The sequence below is a fragment of the Bacillus sp. PS237 genome (assembly GCF_037963345.1).
In the GTDB taxonomy this organism is placed as follows: domain Bacteria; phylum Bacillota; class Bacilli; order Bacillales; family Bacillaceae; genus Bacillus; species Bacillus subtilis.
Map to the genome: position 1 here is coordinate 51,134 of NZ_CP150156.1, position 21,516 is coordinate 72,649.

Here is a 21,516-nt window from a genome sequence, read left to right on the forward strand (position 1 = left end):
CATGGACTGCCGCTACATAGGCTAGAGAAGGACCTTTCATTCAATGATAAGAAAAAACTTGGACTCAGCGAAAAAAGGCGCTTTCTCAAGGCTCTTTCTTTCATGATGAGGCTTAGTCTATGTGTGGAGTGAGGAACGTGCAATTTCAAATAGGGGATATGGTAGCCAGAAAATCCTATCAGATGGATGTTTTGTTTCGAATTATAGGAATAGAGCAAACAAGCAAAGGAAATTCAATTGCCATTTTGCATGGAGATGAAGTCAGGCTGATTGCTGATTCGGATTTTTCTGATCTGGTGGCAGTGAAAAAGGATGAGCAGATGATGCGGAAAAAGAAAGATGAGAGCAGAATGAATGAGTCGCTCGAATTGCTCCGCCAAGATTATAAGCTGCTCAGAGAAAAGCAGGAGTACTATGCGACAAGCCAATATCAGCATCAGGAGCATTATTTCCATATGCCGGGCAAAGTGCTTCATCTGGATGGTGACGAAGCATATTTGAAAAAATGCCTGAATGTCTATAAAAAAATTGGAGTGCCGGTCTATGGCATCCATTGCCATGAAAAGAAAATGTCTGCTTCTATTGAAGAATTGCTCGACAAATATCGACCTGACATCCTGGTGATCACAGGGCATGATGCGTACTCGAAGCAAAAGGGCGGTATTGATGATTTGAATGCGTACAGACATTCTAAGCACTTTGTTGAAACAGTTCAAACAGCCCGAAAAAAGATCCCTCACTTAGATCAGCTTGTTATTTTTGCGGGGGCCTGCCAATCCCATTTTGAATCACTCATCAGAGCGGGTGCGAATTTTGCAAGTTCACCGTCAAGAGTCAATATTCATGCGCTTGATCCGGTATATATCGTCGCGAAGATCAGCTTTACGCCGTTTATGGAACGGATTAATGTATGGGAAGTGCTCCGTAATACGCTGACAAGAGAGAAAGGGCTTGGAGGTATTGAAACAAGAGGAGTTCTGAGAATTGGTATGCCTTATAAGTCCAATTAACAGTTGAAAACCTGCATAGGAGAGCTATGCGGGTTTTTTATTTTACATAATGATACATAATTTACCGAAACTTGCGGAACATAATTGAGGAATCATAGAATTTTGTCAAAATAATTTTATTGACAACGTCTTATTAACGTTGATATAATTTAAATTTTATTTGACAAAAATGGGCTCGTGTTGTACAATAAATGTAGTGAGGTGGATGCAATGGCGAAGACGTTGTCCGATATTAAAAGATCGCTTGATGGGAATTTAGGTAAAAGGCTGACGTTAAAAGCAAACGGTGGCCGCCGAAAAACGATTGAGCGTTCGGGCATTTTAGCTGAGACGTACCCTTCTGTTTTTGTGATACAACTAGATCAAGACGAGAACTCGTTTGAAAGAGTTTCATACAGTTATGCTGATATTTTGACTGAGACTGTTGAGCTGACATTTAATGATGACGCCGCAAGCTCAGTGGCATTTTAACGGGCAGTGAACCTTTTGTTTACTGCTTTTTGTTTTGCCCTTTTTTGGTTTCCAATAATTTTAACGAAAGTTCCATCTGATTTAACAAAAGATAAAACAGTCACATATTATCGTGACGTGCACGAATGGCTATCACTTCTAAAAAAGGAGTTGTTTCGTTTGGGCAGACGTCGTGGAGTTATGTCAGATGAGTTTAAATATGAGCTGGCTAAAGACCTTGGTTTTTATGACACAGTAAAAAATGGAGGCTGGGGTGAAATTCGGGCCCGCGATGCCGGTAACATGGTGAAGCGTGCTATTGAAATCGCCGAACAGCAAATGGCTCAGAATCAGAATAACCGATAAGGATGTGACCCGGGGGACGTGCTGTTCCCTGGTTTTTTTATTTTGGATATAAATACATAATGGGCTGAATATGGATATGTTCATCCTGTACTTCAAATGTGATACAATGTTCATACTTATGTTTAGATGGAGAAGTAGGTGAAAGCTATGCGTATTTTAGAAAAAGCGCCAGCTAAGATCAATCTGTCACTTGACGTCACCCGAAAACGCCCGGATGGCTATCATGAAGTCGAAATGATCATGACGACAATTGATTTAGCTGATCGAATTGAATTGACGGAGCTTGCAGAGGATGAAGTGAGGGTTTCCTCCCACAACCGATTTGTGCCTGATGACCAAAGAAACTTAGCTTATCAGGCTGCCAAGCTGATCAAGGACAGATACAACGTGAAAAAGGGAGTTTCCATCATGATTACGAAGGTAATTCCGGTGGCTGCCGGTCTTGCCGGCGGAAGCAGTGATGCGGCGGCGACACTCAGAGGGCTGAACAGACTGTGGAATTTAAATCTGTCCGCGGAAACGCTTGCTGAGCTTGGAGCGGAAATTGGCTCTGACGTTTCATTTTGTGTCTATGGCGGAACTGCATTAGCAACAGGGCGCGGCGAGAAAATTAAACATATCAGCACGCCTCCGCACTGCTGGGTCATTTTAGCGAAGCCGACAATCGGTGTTTCAACTGCTGAAGTGTACAGAGCGCTGAAACTGGATGGTATAGAGCATCCCGATGTACAAGGCATGATCGAGGCGATAGAAGAAAAGAGTTTTCAGAAGATGTGCAGCCGGTTAGGCAATGTGCTTGAATCTGTTACACTCGATATGCATCCTGAAGTTGCGATGATCAAAAACCAGATGAAACGCTTTGGTGCAGATGCCGTGTTAATGAGCGGGAGCGGCCCGACAGTGTTTGGACTGGTTCAGTATGAGTCGAAGGTGCAGAGAATTTATAACGGGTTAAGAGGCTTCTGCGATCAAGTTTATGCGGTGAGAATGATCGGCGAACAGAACGCTCTTGATTAAATCCGTATGTTAAGTTATATTGATCTTAAAATATTCGGATTTTGGGGGTGAGTTCATGAAGTTTCGTCGCAGCGGCAGATTGGTGGACTTAACAAATTATTTGTTAACCCATCCGCACGAGTTAATACCGCTAACCTTTTTCTCTGAGCGGTATGAATCTGCAAAATCATCGATCAGTGAAGATTTAACAATTATTAAACAAACCTTTGAACAGCAGGGGATTGGTACTTTGCTTACTGTTCCCGGAGCTGCCGGAGGCGTTAAATATATTCCGAAAATGAAGCAGGCTGAAGCTGAAGAGTTTGTGCAGACACTTGGACAGTCGCTGGCAAATCCTGAGCGTATCCTTCCGGGCGGTTATGTATATTTAACGGATATCTTAGGAAAGCCATCTGTACTCTCCAAGGTAGGGAAGCTGTTTGCTTCCGTGTTTGCAGAGCGCGAAATTGATGTTGTCATGACCGTTGCCACGAAAGGCATCCCTCTTGCGTACGCAGCTGCAAGCTATTTGAATGTGCCTGTTGTGATCGTTCGTAAAGACAATAAGGTAACAGAGGGCTCCACAGTCAGCATTAATTACGTTTCAGGCTCCTCAAACCGCATTCAAACAATGTCACTTGCGAAAAGAAGCATGAAAACGGGTTCAAACGTACTCATTATTGATGACTTTATGAAAGCAGGCGGCACCATTAATGGTATGATTAACCTGTTGGATGAGTTTAACGCAAATGTGGCGGGAATCGGCGTCTTAGTTGAAGCCGAAGGAGTAGATGAACGTCTTGTTGACGAATATATGTCACTTCTTACTCTTTCAACCATCAACATGAAAGAGAAGTCCATTGAAATTCAGAATGGCAATTTTCTGCGTTTTTTTAAAGACAATCTTTTAAAGAATGGAGAGACAGAATCATGACAAAAGCAGTCCACACAAAACATGCCCCAGCGGCAATCGGGCCTTATTCACAAGGGATTATCGTCAACAATATGTTTTACAGCTCAGGCCAAATCCCTTTGACTCCTTCAGGCGAAATGGTGAATGGCGATATTAAGGAGCAGACTCATCAAGTATTCAGCAATTTAAAGGCGGTTCTGGAAGAAGCGGGTGCTTCTTTTGAAACAGTTGTAAAAGCAACTGTATTTATCGCGGATATGGAACAGTTTGCGGAAGTAAACGAAGTGTACGGACAATATTTTGACACTCACAAACCGGCGAGATCTTGTGTTGAAGTCGCGAGACTCCCGAAGGATGCGTTAGTCGAGATCGAAGTTATTGCACTGGTGAAATAATAAGAAAAGTGATTCTGGGAGAGCCGGGATCACTTTTTTATTTACCTTATGCCCGAAATGAAAGCTTTATGACCTAATTGTGTAACTATATCCTATTTTTTCAAAAAATATTTTAAAAACGAGCAGGATTTCAGAAAAAATCGTGGAATTGATACACTAATGCTTTTATATAGGGAAAAGGTGGTGAACTACTGTGGAAGTTACTGACGTAAGATTACGCCGCGTGAATACCGATGGTCGCATGAGAGCGATTGCATCCATCACGCTGGATCACGAATTTGTTGTACATGATATTCGTGTGATTGATGGAAACAATGGTCTTTTCGTTGCGATGCCGAGTAAACGCACCCCTGATGGAGAGTTCCGCGATATTGCTCATCCTATTAATTCAAGCACGCGAGGAAAGATTCAAGATGCCGTGTTAAATGAGTATCATCGTCTGGGTGACACTGAAGCATTAGAATTCGAAGAAGCTGGAGCTTCTTAAAAAATAACCAAAAAGCAAGGACTGCTGAAAGGGCTGACATAAGCCTTTTGCCGGCGGTCCTTTTTTAATTCTGATTTTTCAAACTTAGTTGCACTCAATAGAAAATTCTTGCACTTCATGAAGTCTCCTTGAAATCAGAAGATATTTAGGATATATTTTTCTATGGATAAAAGGGATATTGGAGGCCAATAAATGGATAAGCGGTTTGCAGTTGTTTTAGCGGCTGGACAAGGAACGAGAATGAAATCGAAGCTTTATAAAGTCCTTCATCCAGTTTGCGGTAAGCCTATGGTAGAGCACGTCGTGGACGAAGCCTTAAAATTATCTTTATCAAAGCTTGTCACGATTGTCGGACATGGTGCGGAAGAAGTGAAAAAGCAGCTTGGTGATAAAAGCGAGTACGCGCTTCAAGCAAAACAGCTTGGCACTGCTCATGCTGTAAAACAGGCACAGCCATTTCTTGCTGACGAAAAAGGCGTCACAATTGTCATTTGCGGAGATACGCCGCTTTTGACAGCAGAGACGATGGAACAGATGCTGAAAGAACATACACAAAGAGAAGCGAAAGCTACGATTTTAACTGCGGTTGCAGAAGATCCAACTGGATACGGCCGCATTATTCGCAGCGAAAACGGAGCGGTTCAAAAAATAGTTGAGCATAAGGACGCCTCTGAAGAAGAACGTCTTGTAACTGAGATCAACACCGGTACGTATTGTTTTGACAATGAAGCGCTATTTCGGGCTATTGATCAGGTGTCTAATGATAATGCACAAGGCGAGTATTATTTGCCGGATGTCATAGAGATTCTTAAAAATGAAGGCGAAACTGTTGCCGCTTACCAGACTGGTAATTTCCAAGAAACGCTCGGAGTTAATGATAGAGTTGCTCTTTCTCAGGCAGAACAATTTATGAAAGAGCGCATTAATAAACGGCATATGCAAAATGGCGTGACGTTGATTGACCCGATGAATACGTATATTTCTCCTGACGCTGTTATCGGAAGCGATACTGTGATTTACCCTGGAACTGTGATTAAAGGTGAGGTGCAAATCGGAGAAGATACGATTATTGGCCCTCATACGGAGATTATGAATAGTGCCATTGGCAGCCGTACGGTTATTAAACAATCGGTAGTCAATCACAGTAAAGTGGGGAATGATGTAAACATAGGACCTTTTGCTCACATCAGACCTGATTCTGTCATCGGGAATGAAGTGAAGATCGGGAATTTTGTAGAAATTAAAAAGACTCAATTCGGAGACCGAAGCAAGGCATCTCATCTAAGCTATGTCGGCGATGCTGAGGTAGGCACTGATGTAAACCTGGGCTGCGGTTCAATTACTGTCAATTATGATGGAAAGAATAAGTATTTGACAAAAATTGAAGATGGCGCGTTTATCGGCTGCAATTCCAACTTGGTTGCCCCTGTCACAGTCGGAGAAGGCGCTTATGTGGCGGCAGGTTCAACTGTTACGGAAGATGTACCTGGAAAAGCACTTGCTATTGCCAGAGCGAGACAAGTAAATAAAGACGATTATGTGAAAAATATTCATAAAAAATAATCCTAAATTCGGAGGTTTATCCATGTCTAATCAATACGGAGATAAGAATTTAAAGATTTTTTCTTTGAATTCGAATCCAGAGCTTGCAAAAGAAATCGCAGATATAGTTGGAGTTCAATTAGGGAAATGTTCTGTCACAAGATTTAGTGACGGGGAAGTCCAAATTAATATCGAAGAAAGTATTCGCGGATGTGATTGTTACATCATCCAGTCTACAAGTGACCCCGTTAACGAGCATATTATGGAACTGCTGATTATGGTAGATGCGTTAAAACGCGCTTCTGCAAAAACGATTAACATTGTTATTCCTTATTACGGTTATGCGCGTCAAGACAGAAAAGCAAGATCCCGTGAGCCAATCACAGCTAAACTTTTCGCTAACCTGCTTGAAACAGCCGGTGCGACTCGTGTGATTGCACTTGACCTGCATGCGCCGCAAATTCAAGGATTCTTTGATATACCGATTGACCACTTAATGGGTGTTCCGATTTTAGGAGAATATTTTGAAGGCAAAAATCTTGAAGATATCGTCATTGTTTCACCAGACCATGGCGGTGTGACACGTGCCCGCAAACTGGCTGACCGACTAAAAGCGCCAATTGCGATTATCGATAAACGCCGTCCGCGTCCAAACGTGGCGGAAGTCATGAATATTGTAGGTAACATCGAAGGGAAGACTGCTATCCTCATCGATGACATTATTGATACTGCAGGTACGATTACACTTGCTGCTAATGCGCTCGTTGAAAACGGAGCGAAAGAAGTATATGCATGCTGTACACACCCTGTACTATCAGGCCCTGCGGTTGAACGGATTAATAATTCAACAATTAAAGAGCTTGTTGTGACAAACAGCATCAAGCTTCCTGAAGAAAAGAAAATTGAACGCTTTAAGCAGCTTTCAGTCGGACCGCTTCTGGCCGAAGCGATTATTCGCGTTCATGAGCAGCAATCAGTCAGCTATCTGTTCAGCTAAACCATTTTTCGAGGTTTAAATCCTTATCGTTATGGGTATTGTTTGTAATAGGACAACTAAAACGACAAGAGGATGGTGCTGAATATGGCAACTTTAACGGCAAAAGAAAGAACGGACTTTACTCGTTCGTCTCTTCGGAATATCCGTACTTCAGGACATGTTCCAGGTATCATATATGGGAAGGATACGGGCAACAAACCTGTGTCATTAGACAGTGTGGAGCTCATCAAAACGCTGAGGGACGAAGGCAAAAATGCAGTCATTACGCTTGAGGTCAGCGGAGAAAAACACTCCGTCATGGTAACAGACCTGCAGACGGACCCGCTGAAAAATGAAATCACTCATGCTGATTTTCAAGTAGTTAATATGAGTGAGGACATTGAAGTGGAAGTTCCGATTCATCTGACCGGAGAAGCCATTGGAGTGAAAAACGGAGGCGTACTGCAGCAGCCGTTATATGCACTTACTGTAAAGGCCAAGCCAAAAGCCATTCCGCAAACGATTGAGGCTGATATTTCAAGCCTCGATGTAAATGAAGTACTGACGATTGCAGATTTGCCTGCTGGCGGTGACTACTCCTTTAATCATGAATCAGATGAGGTTGTGGCTTCAATCCTTCCTCCGCAGCAGCAGGAAGCAGCTGAGGTCGATGAAGAGGAATCTGCCGATGCTCAGCCAGAAGGTGAAAACGAACAATAATAGCTTAAGGCGTAACCCTCCCGCGGTTACGTCTTTTGTGCTAGAATGAGAAGAATTATAGCCCGTTTATGAAGACGGGAGTTATGTGACTAAGGGAGGATTCGCCATGCTTGTGATTGCCGGTCTCGGAAACCCGGGGAAGAACTATGAAAATACACGGCATAATGTCGGATTTATGGTGATAGATCAGCTTGCAAAGGAATGGAATATAGAGCTGAATCAAAATAAATTTAACGGATTATACGGAACCGGATTTGTTTCCGGCAAAAAGGTTCTACTTGTTAAACCGCTTACATATATGAATTTATCAGGAGAATGTTTGCGGCCTTTAATGGACTACTATGATGTCGATAACGAAGATTTGACAGTCATTTACGACGACCTTGACCTTCCGACTGGCAAGATCCGTTTAAGAACGAAAGGAAGCGCCGGAGGGCACAATGGCATCAAATCACTGATCCAGCATCTTGGAACATCCGAGTTTGACCGTATCCGCATCGGAATCGGCCGGCCTGTAAACGGCATGAAGGTCGTTGATTATGTGTTAGGCTCCTTTACCAAGGAGGAGGCACCTGAGATCGAAGAAGCGGTTGATAAATCTGTGAAGGCTTGTGAGGCTTCTTTGAGTAAACCGTTTTTAGAAGTCATGAACGAATTTAACGCAAAGGTATAAAATGTAACAACAAAGTCCATACTACACCAAAATGACTTTTTCATCAGGAGGTCCCTTGTATGGCTTTGCATTATTATTGTCGTCATTGCGGAGTGAAAGTAGGCAGTCTCGAATCTTCAATGGTATCGACAGACTCACTTGGATTTCAGCACTTAACAAATGAGGAAAGAAACGATATGATTTCTTATAAAGAAAATGGAGATGTCCATGTTTTGACGATATGTGAAGATTGCCAAGAGGCGCTTGACCGAAATCCGCATTACCACGAATATCACACATTTATTCAATAAAAAGCTTTGGTGTAGACACTAGACCAAAGCGTTTTTCTGTTCTCGCAGGAAACAGAGAGGAGGGGCCATATGGACAACATTCAAACCTTTATAAAAGAAAGCGATGACTTTAAATCCATCATCAACGGTTTACACGAGGGCCTGAAGGAACAGCTGCTCGCGGGTCTGTCGGGTTCCGCGCGTTCTGTTTTTACTTCTGCTCTGGCTAATGAAACGAATAAGCCTATCTTTCTAATCACCCATAACTTATATCAAGCCCAGAAAGTAACAGATGATCTGACTTCACTTCTAGAGGATCGGTCTGTCCTTTTGTACCCCGTCAATGAACTCATTTCATCAGAAATCGCAGTTGCAAGCCCTGAATTGCGGGCGCAGCGATTAGATGTCATTAATAGACTAACGAATGGAGAAGCGCCAATTGTCGTTGCTCCGGTAGCGGCAATCAGAAGAATGCTGCCGCCTGTTGAGGTGTGGAAAAGCAGCCAGATGCTCATTCAAGTAGGCCATGATATCGAACCTGACCAGCTTGCCTCACGGCTGGTAGAGGTAGGGTATGAGCGGTCTGATATGGTTTCTGCGCCCGGGGAATTCAGTATTCGCGGTGGAATCATTGACATTTATCCGTTGACTTCAGAGAATCCGGTGAGAATTGAACTTTTTGACACCGAGGTGGATTCAATCCGCAGCTTTAATTCAGATGATCAGCGGTCAATTGAGACCCTTACCTCGATCAATATCGGTCCCGCGAAGGAATTAATTATCAGACCGGAAGAAAAAGCGCGGGCGATGGAGAAAATCGATAGTGGTCTTGCCGCGAGCTTGAAAAAATTAAAGGCTGACAAACAAAAAGAAATACTTCATGCGAATATTTCTCACGATAAAGAACGCTTGTCTGAAGGCCAGACAGATCAGGAGCTCGTGAAGTATCTCTCATATTTCTATGAAAAGCCTGCTAGTTTACTAGATTATACACCTGATAATACACTTCTGATTTTGGATGAAGTCAGTCGGATTCATGAGATGGAAGAACAGCTTCAAAAAGAAGAAGCGGAGTTTATAACAAATCTTCTTGAGGAAGGGAAGATTTTGCATGACATTCGTTTGTCATTCAGCTTCCAAAAAATAGTGGCTGAGCAAAAACGGCCTCTGCTGTACTACTCTTTATTTTTGCGGCATGTACACCATACGAGCCCGCAAAATATCGTCAATGTGTCAGGCCGGCAAATGCAGAGTTTCCATGGCCAAATGAACGTGCTTGCGGGCGAAATGGAGCGTTTTAAAAAATCAAATTTCACTGTTGTGTTCTTAGGAGCAAACAAGGAACGTACGCAGAAATTGTCATCTGTTTTGGCTGATTATGATATCGAGGCCGCCATGACAGACAGCAAAAAAGCGCTTGTTCAGGGACAGGTCTATATCATGGAAGGCGAGCTCCAATCGGGATTTGAGCTGCCGTTAATGAAGCTTGCCGTTATCACGGAAGAAGAACTGTTCAAAAACCGTGTAAAGAAGAAGCCGCGAAAACAGAAGCTTACCAATGCAGAGCGCATCAAAAGCTATTCTGAGCTTCAAATTGGAGATTATGTCGTTCATATTAATCACGGGATCGGAAAATACCTGGGGATTGAAACTCTTGAAATCAACGGCATTCATAAAGACTATTTAAATATACATTATCAGGGCAGTGACAAGCTTTACGTCCCTGTAGAACAAATTGATCAGGTCCAAAAATATGTTGGCTCCGAAGGAAAAGAGCCAAAGCTGTATAAATTAGGCGGAAGTGAATGGAAGCGGGTCAAGAAAAAAGTAGAGACATCCGTTCAGGATATTGCTGATGACTTAATTAAGCTGTATGCCGAAAGAGAAGCGAGCAAGGGCTATGCGTTTTCTCCTGACCATGAGATGCAGCGTGAATTCGAATCGGCTTTCCCTTATCAAGAGACTGAGGATCAGCTCCGTTCTATTCACGAAATCAAAAAAGACATGGAAAGAGAACGTCCGATGGACCGCTTGCTGTGCGGAGATGTGGGCTACGGTAAAACAGAGGTTGCCATACGTGCCGCGTTTAAGGCGATCGGTGACGGAAAGCAGGTAGCTCTGCTCGTTCCGACAACCATTTTGGCACAGCAGCACTATGAAACCATAAAAGAGCGCTTCCAGGACTATCCGATTAATATCGGCCTTCTCAGCAGGTTCAGAACGAGAAAAGAAGCAAACGAAACAATCAAAGGGCTGAAAAATGGAACGGTTGATATCGTCATCGGGACGCATCGGCTGCTATCAAAGGATGTCGTGTATAAAGACTTAGGGCTCCTCATCATTGATGAAGAGCAGCGTTTCGGTGTAACCCATAAAGAAAAGATCAAGCAAATAAAAGCCAATGTTGATGTATTAACGTTAACAGCAACGCCGATTCCGCGTACGCTGCATATGTCTATGCTTGGCGTAAGGGACCTTTCAGTCATCGAGACTCCGCCGGAAAATCGCTTCCCCGTACAGACGTATGTTGTGGAATATAACGGCGCTCTTGTCAGAGAGGCGATTGAACGTGAGCTTGCACGCGGAGGCCAGGTCTATTTCTTGTACAACCGGGTAGAGGACATTGAGCGGAAAGCGGATGAAATTTCAATGCTAGTCCCTGACGCGAAGGTAGCATATGCGCATGGGAAAATGACAGAAAATGAATTAGAAACCGTTATGCTAAGCTTCCTTGAAGGAGAATCAGACGTTCTCGTCAGCACAACCATTATCGAAACTGGCGTGGACATCCCAAACGTCAATACGCTGATCGTATTTGACGCCGACAAGATGGGACTTTCTCAGCTTTACCAGCTGCGGGGGCGTGTCGGCCGTTCTAACCGTGTGGCGTATGCGTACTTCACGTATCGCCGGGATAAAGTGCTGACAGAAGTGGCTGAAAAAAGGCTGCAGGCTATTAAAGAATTCACAGAGTTAGGTTCCGGTTTTAAAATCGCAATGCGTGACTTAACGATTCGCGGAGCCGGGAATCTTCTTGGTGCCCAGCAGCATGGCTTCATCGATTCGGTCGGATTTGACCTCTATTCACAAATGCTGAAGGAGGCCATTGAGGAGCGTAAAGGAGACACAGCGAAGACAGAGCAGTTTGAAACAGAAATTGATGTCGAGCTTGATGCGTATATTCCGGAAACTTATATTCAAGACGGCAAACAGAAAATTGATATGTATAAACGCTTCAGGTCTGTGGCGACAATCGAAGAGAAGAATGAGCTTCAAGATGAAATGATCGACCGCTTTGGAAACTATCCAAAAGAAGTCGAATACTTGTTTACTGTTGCAGAAATGAAAGTCTATGCGAGACAGGAACGTGTCGAGCTGATTAAGCAGGATAAAGATGCTGTCAGATTGACGATTTCTGAAGAAGCAAGTGCTGAAATTGACGGGCAGAAGCTGTTTGAGCTTGGCAATCAATATGGCAGACAAATCGGACTGGGAATGGAAGGGAAAAAACTCAAAATCTCCATACAGACGAAAGGCCGTAGTGCTGATGAATGGCTCGACACCGTGCTGGGCATGCTGAAGGGCTTAAAAGATGTGAAAAAGCAAACCATTTCATCAACGTAAATTTTGTTACTCTCTGGTGTATATTACATTTGATGTGACGGATACTAATTTCAAGCGAGGCGGAAGGTACATAAAGTAACTGCTTTAGGTCTTTCCCACATGTATATACCATCAAATGAAAGAGAGGCACCAGAGATGAAAGCAACCGGTATCGTACGTCGTATTGATGACTTAGGTCGGGTCGTGATTCCTAAAGAAATTCGAAGAACTCTGAGAATCAGGGAAGGCGATCCGCTTGAGATTTTTGTAGATCGTGACGGAGAAGTGATTTTGAAAAAGTACTCTCCGATCAGTGAGCTTGGAGACTTTGCAAAGGAGTATGCAGACGCGCTTTACGACAGCCTCGGCCATTCAGTGCTGATTTGTGATCGTGATGTATATATTGCCGTGTCCGGCAGCTCCAAAAAAGATTACTTAAACAAGTCAATCAGCGAAATGCTGGAAAGAACAATGGATCAGCGCAGCTCCGTGCTTGAGAGTGATGCGAAATCAGTACAGCTTGTGAATGGAATTGATGAGGACATGAATTCTTATACTGTAGGCCCAATTGTGGCGAACGGTGATCCGATAGGTGCTGTGGTGATCTTTTCAAAAGATCAGACAATGGGCGAAGTAGAGCATAAAGCCGTTGAAACAGCAGCTGGATTTTTGGCTCGTCAAATGGAACAGTAGGTCTTATTCCTTTCTTCGAAAATAGGTATGTAAAGAACAGCTCTCCTTGGGACGCTGTTCTTTTTCATGCGTGCCGAAAAAGGAATCCAAGGGTTGGGATGTGGTATAATAACCTCGTTTTTATTTGTGCCGCGGTAATACGTGAACCGTATTGCCCCTGACGTTGGGAAGGAGCTTTTGGATGGACGATTCAATAGGCGTTAAACGGCATTGGATTTGGCAGGGGGCTTTTGTTTTAATTCTGGCAGGCGTCATCACAAAAATTTTAAGCGCTGTTTACAGAGTCCCGTTTCAAAACATTGTCGGCGATGTTGGATTTTATATATATCAGCAGGTATACCCCTTTCTTGGTATTGCGGTCATGCTGTCCACATCAGGATTTCCAGTCATTATTTCAAAGCTGATGAATGATTATAGTGAAAAAAATCATCACACCATATTAAAAATATCAGCGTTGTTTTTGTCTTTAATCGGTATTTTATTATTTCTTTGTTTATATCTGGGTGCTGTTCCTATTGCACTCTTTATGGGAGATTCGCATCTAGCCGTGTTAATTCAAGTGGCCGCATACGCGTTTCTGCTTTTCCCATTTGTCGCGTTGCTAAGAGGCGGTTTTCAGGGGCGGCACGAAATGCTCCCTTCAGCCTTATCACAGATGACAGAGCAGTTTCTGCGTGTTGCGGTGCTCTTGGGTTTATCATTTTGGCTCGTGAAAAAGGGAGCCTCGCTTTATACTGCGGGAGCGGCAGCCGCTTCAGGCTCTCTTGCCGGAAGTTTGGTTGCATTGATAATACTGGGGTTTTTTTGGTTCAAAACGAAAAGAGACAACCAAACGGATAGGCAAAACGAAAATGTCATCACAACAAAAGAATTGACGAAAAAACTGCTTTTATATTCGGTCACAATTTGTGTAAGCAGTTTGCTGCTTTTGTTTATCCAGCTTGTTGATGCTTTGAATTTATATGCATTGCTTTCGGGTGGTGAGGCAAGCGAAGAAGCAAAATGCCTAAAGGGGATCTATGATCGGGGACAACCCTTGTTGCAGCTCGGTTCAGTTTTTGCCGTAAGCATTGCGACGTCACTCGTTCCGTATATTTCTATGGCTGTAAAAAACAAAGAGCTGAAGATCATGAAAGAAAAAATCACGTCATCTTTGAAACTATGCCTTGTGCTCGGTACAGGCGCATCGGCTGGGTTGATTTGCATTCTAAAGCCGGTAAATATCATGCTGTTTCAAAATGGAGAAGGGACAGGTGCGTTACAAGTATTTAGCTGCTCCATTTTGTTTGCATCCTTGGCGGTAACGGCAGCGGCAGTCTTACAGGGAGCGGGATACACAGTTTTTCCTGCGATAGCGGTGGGCGCGGGTGTTGCGGTGAAATGGGTGTTAAACACACTTTTGGTTCCGCGCTATGGGATTGAAGGCGCATCGCTTGCGACAGCGGCTTCCTTTGCGGCTGTCGCCGGCCTTAACTTGTATCAGCTTCGGCAAAAGGAATGGCTCGATAAGCTTAGAGGCGTTTTGATTCCGATTATTGGATCTGCTCTTTTGATGTCAGCTGTTTTGCTTGCGTATACGCGTCTCTGGACTTTCTTGTTTCCTGCAACAGGAAGAGGAGCGGCTGTGATTGAGAGTCTTTCTGCTGTTGCCATTGGTGGCGCGGTGTTTATTTATTGTATGATGAGATTGGGAATATTTACAGATGAAGAGCTGAACAGTGTGCCATTCGGCAGCAAGTTAAGCAAATTCATGAGAAGGAGAGAACAAAATGGCGGGTAAAATTACAGTCGTCGGACTTGGTGCCGGAGACATGGACCAATTGACAATTGGTATACACAAGCTGCTGACGAAGGCAGATACGCTGTATGTCAGAACCAAGGATCATCCTTTAATTGAGGAGCTTGAAAAAGAAACGAAGAACATCCGTTTCTTTGATGATATATATGAGAAACATGATCAGTTCGAGGCGGTATATGAAGAAATTGCAGATATCCTCTTTGAAGCGGCGCGGCGTGAGGACGTGGTTTACGCTGTGCCGGGACACCCTTTTGTCGCAGAAAAAACAGTTCAGCTGCTGACGGAGCGGCAGGAAAAGGAAAACGTTCAAGTGAAAGTCGCGGGGGGACAAAGTTTCCTTGATGCCACATTCAATGTCTTGCAAATTGACCCGATTGAAGGTTTTCAATTTGTGGATGCCGGCACATTGTCCGCGGATGAGCTTGAGCTCAGACATCATCTGATCATATGTCAGGTTTACGACCAAATGACGGCTTCTGAAGTCAAGCTGACATTGATGGAGAAGCTGCCTGATGATTATGAGGTCGTCATTGTGACTGCAGCAGGCAGCCGTGGCGAGGAGATCAGGACAGTGCCATTATTTGAGCTGGACCGCAATGTCGCTTTGAACAACTTAACAAGTGTGTATATTCCGCCGATTAAAGAAGAGAAGCTGCTTTATCACGAATTCTCCACGTTCCGAAGCATCATCAGAGAGCTTCGCGGACCTAATGGATGTCCGTGGGATAAAAAGCAGACGCATCAGTCATTAAAGCAGTACATGATTGAAGAATGTTATGAGCTTCTCGAAGCTATTGACGAAGAAGACACAGACCATATGATCGAAGAGCTTGGCGACGTTTTGCTTCAGGTCTTGCTTCACGCGCAAATTGGTGAAGATGAAGGTTATTTCACAATTGATGATGTCATAAAAGGAATCAGTGAAAAAATGGTCCGAAGACATCCCCATGTGTTTAAAGATGTTAAGGTTCAGGATGAAAACGATGTTTTAGCCAATTGGGAAGATATAAAAAAGGCCGAAAAAAATACATCTGAATCATCATTACTAGACAGCGTACCGAAAACCCTTCCAGCTCTTTCGAAAGCAGCTAAATTGCAGAAAAAAGCAGCGAAGGTCGGTTTTGACTGGGAAGACGTCAGCGATATTTGGGAAAAGGTAAGTGAGGAAATGAAGGAATTTTCTTCTGAGGTTTCTGAAGCTCCTCACGAACACAATCTTAAAGCTGAGTTTGGCGACATTTTGTTCGCGCTGGTGAATGTAGCCCGCTTCTACAAAATAGAGCCAGAGGAAGCGCTGACCATGACTAATGACAAATTCCGGAGACGGTTCTCGTACATTGAGGAAACAGCGAAGGAAGAGGGAGTCGAGTTGGCTGATATGTCCCTTGAGGACATGGACAAACTGTGGAATGAAGCAAAAGAAACTGAGAGGAGATCATAGATATGAGATTAGATAAATTTTTGAAAGTATCACGGCTGATCAAACGGCGTACACTAGCGAAGGAAGTAGCTGACCAAGGACGAATCTCTATTAACGGAAACCAAGCTAAAGCTAGCTCTGACGTAAAACCGGGAGATGAACTAACGGTCCGCTTCGGCCAAAAGCTTGTAACGGTTCAAGTTAATGAATTGAAAGACACGACGAAAAAAGAAGAAGCTGCAAACATGTACACGATTCTAAAAGAAGAAAAACTCGGCGAATAGGCTTGTTCTAAAAAAACCCCCCACCTCATACAATGCAGTAATAATGCTAAAAGTATCGAGGATATGGGGGCTGAATAGATGAATTCATATTATGATCAAAAAGGTTCTTCGTCTGTTCCGGAACAGCATGATGTGACAATGAAAGGCCGGAAGCATTTAGATATTTCTGGGGTTAAGCATGTGGAGAGTTTTGATAACGAAGAATTCCTGCTGGAAACGGTGATGGGAATGCTCTCCGTCAGAGGCCAAAACCTGCAGATGAAAAATCTTGATGTGGAAAAAGGGATTGTTTCGATTAAAGGCAGGGTATTTGATTTAGTGTACTTAGACGAACAACAAGGGGATAAAGCTAAAGGGTTTTTTAGCAAGTTGTTTAAATGACGCTGACGACACAATTCTATACAATGCTAGCGATGTCCGGTATGGGTCTCTGGCTTGGTGCTTCGCTTGATACATACCGGCTCTTTGTCATTCGTGCCAAAACAGCCAGATGGCTATTATTTATTCATGATATTCTTTTCTGGATTATGCAAGGGCTGCTTTTCTTTTATGTCTTGCTTCATGTAAATGAGGGAGAATTCAGGATTTACATCTTTTTAGCGGTTCTGCTGGGCGTTGCGACGTATCAGAGCCTTTGCAAACGAATCTATATAAAAATACTGAAATTCGTCATTTACCTTGTTGTTTCTGTTTATCAATTCTTCAAAAAACTCATTCAGCACGTGTTATTTCGTCCTATTGTGTGGACATGCGGAGCGATCATCTGGCTGGCGGCATTTTTATTCAAGAAAACATACAGCCTGATAGGTTTTCTCCTGCTGTGTCTATATAAAATAGTCATGGTTCTGTGTTTTCCGATCCGTTTTATCGCGAAACAATGTTTGAAACTTCTTCCTGTGAAAATGCGTCTAACTTTTAGACGTTATTTTGAAAAAGGTGCAGGATTTCTCAAAAAGAAGAAGAAACTATTGATAACCATAAGAACGACCATCACACGGTTTTTGAAGAGATGAAAGGAGGACCGTCTGGTTTGAATTTTTCCAGGGAACGAACGATAACTGAAATACAAAACGACTATAAAGAACAAGTAGAACGGCAAAATCAGCTGAAGAAACGAAGACGCAAAGGGCTGTACAGACGGTTAACTGTATTCGGCGCCCTAGTATTCCTGACGGCAATTGTGCTGGCAAGCTCTGTATGGTCCCAAACATCTTCCCTTAGTGCAAAAGAAGAAAAGAAAGAACAGCTTGAAAAAGAACTGAAAAGTTTAAAGACAAAACAAACGGATTTAAAAGAAGAAATATCCAAATTGAAGGATGAGGATTACGTCACAGAGCTTGCCAGAAGGGACTTATTCATGTCTGGAGACGGAGAAATTATCTTCAATGTGGAGAAGAAGAGCAAGTAGCCTTGTTGACACTTAAATTTTTATTTAGGTATAATTAAGCAAACGATCTTTTTATAAGCCTAAGGAGGAGCACTTTTTTTATGTCGATTGAAGTTGGCAGCAAGTTGCAAGGGAAAATTACAGGTATTACAAATTTTGGAGCATTTGTTGAATTGCCTGGAGGCTCAACCGGTCTCGTTCACATTAGTGAGGTAGCTGATAATTATGTCAAAGACATTAACGACCACTTAAAAGTCGGCGACCAAGTTGAAGTGAAAGTCATCAACGTTGAAAAAGACGGGAAAATTGGTTTATCTATTAAAAAAGCTAAAGACCGTCCGCAAGCCAGACCTAGAAATGATTTCCGTCCGAAAGAATCTTTTGAACAGAAAATGAATAAGTTTTTAAAAGACAGCGAAGATCGCTTGTCATCTTTAAAACGCAATACGGAATCAAAACGTGGAGGGCGCGGAGCAAGAAGAGGATAACTTGCTGCTTTCTATAAAATAAATGAAGCATCCGTTCATCCCGACGGATGCTTTTTTATTATCCTCATTCTCTTTAAGAGTCAGAAAATTACAACATTAAAGTTTCTGTTGACGAAAGAGACAAACCTTTGTATTATATAACTTGTGCTTAGAAGCACAAAACAATATGGCGGTGTAGCTCAGCTGGCTAGAGCGTACGGTTCATACCCGTGAGGTCGGGGGTTCGATCCCCTCCGCCGCTACCATATTTGTTTGGCCCGTTGGTCAAGCGGTTAAGACACCGCCCTTTCACGGCGGTAACACGGGTTCGAATCCCGTACGGGTCATCCTAACAAATCGGTTTCTCTTGCAGAAGCCGATTTTTTTCATTTTTAGACAACATTCCGGAAATTCTTTTCATAAACGAATATCAAGGCAGAAACCGTCGAAGATTTCTTTGGTATTGTTACCTTCTTTTGACAAAATCCTATCTGTGCTTTCGCTATAATGACAGGCAACGAATATAACAGGTGGGAGATGAGAGGAATGGAAAAAGCAGAAAGAAGAGTGAACGGGCCAATGGCGGGACAAGCTTTGGAAAAACTCCAATCGTTTTTTAACAGGGGCACGAAGCTGGTGACTCATCATTTGCATTCACTGTTTTTCTATAAAGGATTCATTTATGTTGTCATCGGATTTTTGCTTGGACGGGCTTTCATATTATCCGAGGTGCTTCCTTTCGCACTTCCTTTCTTTGGAGCGATGCTTCTTATCAGAAGAGACAAAGCGTTTTATGCGGTTTTGGCTGTGCTTGCAGGTGCGCTGACCATATCTCCAAAGCACTCATTGCTCATACTGGCGGCATTGCTGGCATTCTTCGTATTTTCTAAAGTGGCTGCCTTCATTACCGACGATCGTGTTAAAGCGCTCCCGATTGTCGTGTTCTTCTCCATGGCTGCAGCAAGAGCCGGGTTTGTTTATGCCCAAAATGGCGTATTTACAACCTATGATTATGTAATGGCTATCGTTGAGGCTGGACTATCGTTTATCTTAACACTGATTTTCCTTCAGAGCCTTCCGATTTTTACTGTGAAAAAAGTGAAACAATCATTAAAAATAGAGGAAATCATTTGCTTTATGATTCTTATTGCCTCTGTTTTAACGGGGCTGGCTGGCTTGTCCTACCAAGGGATGCAGGCAGAACATATATTGGCTCGTTATGTTGTGTTGAGTTTTTCCTTTATTGGCGGAGCAAGCATCGGCTGTACGGTTGGGGTTGTGACCGGCCTGATTCTTGGCTTGGCGAATATCGGAAACCTATATCAAATGAGTCTGCTTGCTTTTTCCGGTTTATTGGGCGGTTTGCTGAAGGAAGGGAAAAAAGCGGGTGCAGCAATTGGTTTGATCGTTGGATCACTTCTTATATCTTTATATGGTGAAGGCTCTGCCGGTCTGATGACAACGCTCTATGAGTCATTAATCGCAGTCTGCCTGTTTTTGCTCACACCTCAATCTATTACGAGGAAAGTGGCGAGATATATTCCGGGAACTGTCGAGCATCTTCAAGAGCAACAGCAATACGCTAGAAAAATCCGTGATGTCACTGCTCAGAAGGTAGACCAATTCTCCAATGTATTTCACGCGCTGTCTGAAAGCTTTGCAACCTTTTATCAAGCATCAGACGAACAGACAGATGACAGCGAAGTTGATCTGTTCTTAAGCAAAATCACGGAGCATTCCTGCCAGACGTGCTACAAGAAAAACAGGTGCTGGGTACAGAACTTTGATAAAACATATGACTTAATGAAACAAGTTATGCTTGAAACAGAGGAAAAAGAATATGCATCAAACCGAAGGCTGAAAAAAGAGTTTCAACAGTATTGTTCTAAATCCAAGCAGGTTGAAGAGCTGATTGAGGATGAGCTCGCACATCATCATGCCCATTTGACACTCAAGAAAAAAGTCCAAGACAGCAGGCGCCTTGTTGCTGAACAGCTTTTAGGCGTTTCTGAGGTTATGGCCGACTTTTCTCGGGAAATAAAAAGAGAGCGAGAACAACACTTTCTGCAGGAAGAGCAAATCATAGAAGCGCTTCAGCATTTCGGAATTGAGATTCAGCATGTCGAGATCTATAGTCTTGAACAAGGAAATATCGATATTGAAATGACCATTCCGTTCAGCGGACATGGAGAAAGTGAAAAAATCATTGCTCCTATGCTTTCTGACATTCTGGAGGAACAAATTCTTGTGAAAGCCGAACAGCACTCTCCGCATCCGAATGGATACAGCCATGTCGCCTTTGGATCAACAAAATCATACAGGGTGTCCACGGGAGCTGCTCACGCTGCGAAGGGCGGCGGCCTTGTCTCCGGTGACAGCTACAGCATGATGGAGCTTGGAGCCAGAAAATATGCTGCAGCAATCAGTGACGGAATGGGCAATGGCGCAAGAGCGCACTTTGAAAGCAATGAAACGATCAAGCTTCTTGAAAAAATCCTTGAATCGGGCATTGATGAAAAAATAGCAATTAAAACGATCAACAGCATACTGTCTCTAAGGACAACTGACGAAATATATTCCACGCTTGACCTATCTATTATCGATCTTCAAGATGCCAGCTGTAAATTTTTGAAGGTTGGATCGACGCCCAGCTTTATCAAACGGGGTGACCAGGTCATGAAAGTTCAAGCGAGCAATCTGCCAATCGGTATTATTAATGAATTCGATGTGGAGGTTGTGAGTGAACAGCTGAAAGCGGGTGACCTCTTAATTATGATGAGTGATGGCATTTTTGAGGGGCCTAAGCATGTGGAAAATCACGACTTATGGATGAAGCGTAAAATGAAAGGGTTGAAAACAAATGACCCGCAGGAGATTGCCGATTTGCTTATGGAAGAAGTCATCCGCACAAGATCCGGCCAAATTGAGGACGATATGACTGTTGTTGTCGTCCGGATTGATCACAATACACCGAAGTGGGCATCCATTCCTGTTCCGGCAATCTTTCAAAACAAACAAGAAATTTCATAACGCTTCCGTATAAATCAAATTTCTTCTGGCGAAGATG

The 21,516-nt window shown here is 43.2% G+C and carries 22 protein-coding genes and 2 tRNA genes; all 24 read left to right on the top strand.

Going from position 1 to position 21,516, the window contains the following annotated elements:
* The first annotated feature begins 137 nt into the window (after nucleotides 1–137).
* The gene (prtG, locus tag NST22_RS00275) at nucleotides 138–1,010 is read left to right on the top strand and encodes a sporulation-specific protease PrtG (RefSeq protein ID WP_014475574.1); all 873 of its coding nucleotides are present in this window, start codon (nucleotides 138–140) and stop codon (nucleotides 1,008–1,010) included.
* A gap of 210 nt (nucleotides 1,011–1,220) precedes the next feature.
* Complete coding sequence (locus tag NST22_RS00280) at nucleotides 1,221–1,481, top strand: Veg family protein (protein WP_003218330.1); 261 nt, start codon at nucleotides 1,221–1,223, stop codon at nucleotides 1,479–1,481.
* Between the two features lie 159 nt (nucleotides 1,482–1,640).
* A complete protein-coding gene (locus NST22_RS00285; protein WP_003218333.1) occupies nucleotides 1,641–1,826 on the top strand; it encodes a small, acid-soluble spore protein, alpha/beta type in 186 nt (61 codons plus the stop codon).
* 147 nt (nucleotides 1,827–1,973) lie between these two features.
* Nucleotides 1,974–2,843 (top strand): 4-(cytidine 5'-diphospho)-2-C-methyl-D-erythritol kinase, encoded by an 870-nt coding sequence (gene ispE, locus NST22_RS00290; protein WP_003226742.1) that lies wholly within the window; start codon nucleotides 1,974–1,976, stop codon nucleotides 2,841–2,843.
* Nucleotides 2,844–2,898: 55 nt separating this feature from the next.
* The gene (gene purR, locus NST22_RS00295) at nucleotides 2,899–3,756 is read left to right on the top strand and encodes a pur operon repressor (protein ID WP_003218342.1); all 858 of its coding nucleotides are present in this window, start codon (nucleotides 2,899–2,901) and stop codon (nucleotides 3,754–3,756) included.
* A complete protein-coding gene (gene ridA, locus NST22_RS00300; protein WP_003226738.1) occupies nucleotides 3,753–4,130 on the top strand; it encodes a 2-iminobutanoate/2-iminopropanoate deaminase in 378 nt (125 codons plus the stop codon). Before purR ends, ridA begins: the two co-directional genes overlap by 4 nt.
* 193 nt (nucleotides 4,131–4,323) lie before the next feature.
* Nucleotides 4,324–4,617: a septation regulator SpoVG gene (spoVG, locus tag NST22_RS00305; RefSeq protein WP_003218346.1), complete on the top strand. Its 294-nt coding sequence runs from the start codon at nucleotides 4,324–4,326 to the stop codon at nucleotides 4,615–4,617.
* Between the two features lie 192 nt (nucleotides 4,618–4,809).
* On the top strand, nucleotides 4,810–6,180 hold the full coding sequence (gene glmU / locus NST22_RS00310; RefSeq protein WP_003226732.1) for a bifunctional UDP-N-acetylglucosamine diphosphorylase/glucosamine-1-phosphate N-acetyltransferase GlmU: 1,371 nt from the start codon (nucleotides 4,810–4,812) through the stop codon (nucleotides 6,178–6,180).
* A gap of 22 nt (nucleotides 6,181–6,202) precedes the next feature.
* A complete protein-coding gene (locus NST22_RS00315) occupies nucleotides 6,203–7,156 on the top strand; it encodes a ribose-phosphate diphosphokinase (protein ID WP_003218353.1) in 954 nt (317 codons plus the stop codon).
* An 84-nt stretch (nucleotides 7,157–7,240) separates the two neighbouring features.
* Nucleotides 7,241–7,855, top strand: coding sequence for a 50S ribosomal protein L25/general stress protein Ctc (locus tag NST22_RS00320; RefSeq protein ID WP_003243443.1), 615 nt, complete (start codon nucleotides 7,241–7,243; stop codon nucleotides 7,853–7,855).
* Nucleotides 7,856–7,961: 106 nt separating this feature from the next.
* Nucleotides 7,962–8,528 carry an aminoacyl-tRNA hydrolase gene (gene pth, locus NST22_RS00325; RefSeq protein ID WP_003226727.1) on the top strand — a complete coding sequence of 189 codons (567 nt, stop codon included), beginning with the start codon at nucleotides 7,962–7,964 and terminating at the stop codon, nucleotides 8,526–8,528.
* 59 nt (nucleotides 8,529–8,587) lie between these two features.
* Nucleotides 8,588–8,818 carry an anti-sigma-F factor Fin gene (gene fin, locus NST22_RS00330; protein WP_003243417.1) on the top strand — a complete coding sequence of 77 codons (231 nt, stop codon included), beginning with the start codon at nucleotides 8,588–8,590 and terminating at the stop codon, nucleotides 8,816–8,818.
* Between the two features lie 69 nt (nucleotides 8,819–8,887).
* Nucleotides 8,888–12,421 carry a transcription-repair coupling factor gene (gene mfd / locus NST22_RS00335; protein WP_003243453.1) on the top strand — a complete coding sequence of 1,178 codons (3,534 nt, stop codon included), beginning with the start codon at nucleotides 8,888–8,890 and terminating at the stop codon, nucleotides 12,419–12,421.
* 135 nt (nucleotides 12,422–12,556) lie between these two features.
* Nucleotides 12,557–13,093: a stage V sporulation protein T gene (spoVT, locus tag NST22_RS00340; RefSeq protein ID WP_003218365.1), complete on the top strand. Its 537-nt coding sequence runs from the start codon at nucleotides 12,557–12,559 to the stop codon at nucleotides 13,091–13,093.
* A 181-nt stretch (nucleotides 13,094–13,274) separates the two neighbouring features.
* Entirely contained in the window at nucleotides 13,275–14,873 is a 1,599-nt protein-coding gene (locus NST22_RS00345; RefSeq protein ID WP_003243709.1) for a polysaccharide biosynthesis protein, read from the top strand.
* On the top strand, nucleotides 14,863–16,332 hold the full coding sequence (gene mazG, locus NST22_RS00350) for a nucleoside triphosphate pyrophosphohydrolase (protein WP_003226718.1): 1,470 nt from the start codon (nucleotides 14,863–14,865) through the stop codon (nucleotides 16,330–16,332). Before NST22_RS00345 ends, mazG begins: the two co-directional genes overlap by 11 nt.
* 2 nt (nucleotides 16,333–16,334) lie before the next feature.
* Nucleotides 16,335–16,595, top strand: coding sequence for a S4 domain-containing protein (locus NST22_RS00355; RefSeq protein WP_003226716.1), 261 nt, complete (start codon nucleotides 16,335–16,337; stop codon nucleotides 16,593–16,595).
* 78 nt (nucleotides 16,596–16,673) lie between these two features.
* Nucleotides 16,674–16,976 (top strand): sporulation protein YabP, encoded by a 303-nt coding sequence (gene yabP, locus NST22_RS00360; RefSeq protein WP_003226714.1) that lies wholly within the window; start codon nucleotides 16,674–16,676, stop codon nucleotides 16,974–16,976.
* Nucleotides 16,973–17,608: a spore cortex biosynthesis protein YabQ gene (gene yabQ / locus NST22_RS00365; RefSeq protein ID WP_003243260.1), complete on the top strand. Its 636-nt coding sequence runs from the start codon at nucleotides 16,973–16,975 to the stop codon at nucleotides 17,606–17,608. Before yabP ends, yabQ begins: the two co-directional genes overlap by 4 nt.
* Before the next feature lie 17 nt (nucleotides 17,609–17,625).
* The gene (gene divIC / locus NST22_RS00370) at nucleotides 17,626–18,003 is read left to right on the top strand and encodes a cell division protein DivIC (RefSeq protein WP_003243211.1); all 378 of its coding nucleotides are present in this window, start codon (nucleotides 17,626–17,628) and stop codon (nucleotides 18,001–18,003) included.
* 80 nt (nucleotides 18,004–18,083) lie between these two features.
* Nucleotides 18,084–18,470, top strand: a complete 387-nt coding sequence (locus NST22_RS00375; protein WP_003218379.1) for a S1 domain-containing RNA-binding protein — start codon at nucleotides 18,084–18,086, stop codon at nucleotides 18,468–18,470.
* A 168-nt stretch (nucleotides 18,471–18,638) separates the two neighbouring features.
* Nucleotides 18,639–18,715 (top strand) — tRNA-Met (locus NST22_RS00380).
* A 9-nt stretch (nucleotides 18,716–18,724) separates the two neighbouring features.
* A tRNA-Glu gene (locus NST22_RS00385) sits at nucleotides 18,725–18,796 on the top strand.
* Between the two features lie 199 nt (nucleotides 18,797–18,995).
* Complete coding sequence (gene spoIIE, locus NST22_RS00390; protein ID WP_003243026.1) at nucleotides 18,996–21,479, top strand: stage II sporulation protein E; 2,484 nt, start codon at nucleotides 18,996–18,998, stop codon at nucleotides 21,477–21,479.
* The last annotated feature ends 37 nt before the right edge of the window (nucleotides 21,480–21,516 follow it).

Bases quoted from the DNA above. Each gene is read 5' to 3' on its own strand.
- mazG (WP_003226718.1), top strand. From the start codon at position 14,863: ATGGCGGGTAAAATTACAGTCGTCGGACTTGGTGCCGGAGACATGGAC.
- yabQ (WP_003243260.1), top strand. From the start codon at position 16,973: ATGACGCTGACGACACAATTCTATACAATGCTAGCGATGTCCGGTATG.
- ispE (WP_003226742.1), top strand. From the start codon at position 1,974: ATGCGTATTTTAGAAAAAGCGCCAGCTAAGATCAATCTGTCACTTGAC.
- NST22_RS00355 (WP_003226716.1), top strand. From the start codon at position 16,335: ATGAGATTAGATAAATTTTTGAAAGTATCACGGCTGATCAAACGGCGT.
- glmU (WP_003226732.1), top strand. From the start codon at position 4,810: ATGGATAAGCGGTTTGCAGTTGTTTTAGCGGCTGGACAAGGAACGAGA.
- purR (WP_003218342.1), top strand. From the start codon at position 2,899: ATGAAGTTTCGTCGCAGCGGCAGATTGGTGGACTTAACAAATTATTTG.
- NST22_RS00320 (WP_003243443.1), top strand. From the start codon at position 7,241: ATGGCAACTTTAACGGCAAAAGAAAGAACGGACTTTACTCGTTCGTCT.
- spoVT (WP_003218365.1), top strand. From the start codon at position 12,557: ATGAAAGCAACCGGTATCGTACGTCGTATTGATGACTTAGGTCGGGTC.
- yabP (WP_003226714.1), top strand. From the start codon at position 16,674: ATGAATTCATATTATGATCAAAAAGGTTCTTCGTCTGTTCCGGAACAG.
- mfd (WP_003243453.1), top strand. From the start codon at position 8,888: ATGGACAACATTCAAACCTTTATAAAAGAAAGCGATGACTTTAAATCC.
- fin (WP_003243417.1), top strand. From the start codon at position 8,588: ATGGCTTTGCATTATTATTGTCGTCATTGCGGAGTGAAAGTAGGCAGT.
- NST22_RS00315 (WP_003218353.1), top strand. From the start codon at position 6,203: ATGTCTAATCAATACGGAGATAAGAATTTAAAGATTTTTTCTTTGAAT.
- NST22_RS00345 (WP_003243709.1), top strand. From the start codon at position 13,275: ATGGACGATTCAATAGGCGTTAAACGGCATTGGATTTGGCAGGGGGCT.
- ridA (WP_003226738.1), top strand. From the start codon at position 3,753: ATGACAAAAGCAGTCCACACAAAACATGCCCCAGCGGCAATCGGGCCT.
- spoIIE (WP_003243026.1), top strand. From the start codon at position 18,996: ATGGAAAAAGCAGAAAGAAGAGTGAACGGGCCAATGGCGGGACAAGCT.
- NST22_RS00375 (WP_003218379.1), top strand. From the start codon at position 18,084: ATGTCGATTGAAGTTGGCAGCAAGTTGCAAGGGAAAATTACAGGTATT.
- NST22_RS00280 (WP_003218330.1), top strand. From the start codon at position 1,221: ATGGCGAAGACGTTGTCCGATATTAAAAGATCGCTTGATGGGAATTTA.
- pth (WP_003226727.1), top strand. From the start codon at position 7,962: ATGCTTGTGATTGCCGGTCTCGGAAACCCGGGGAAGAACTATGAAAAT.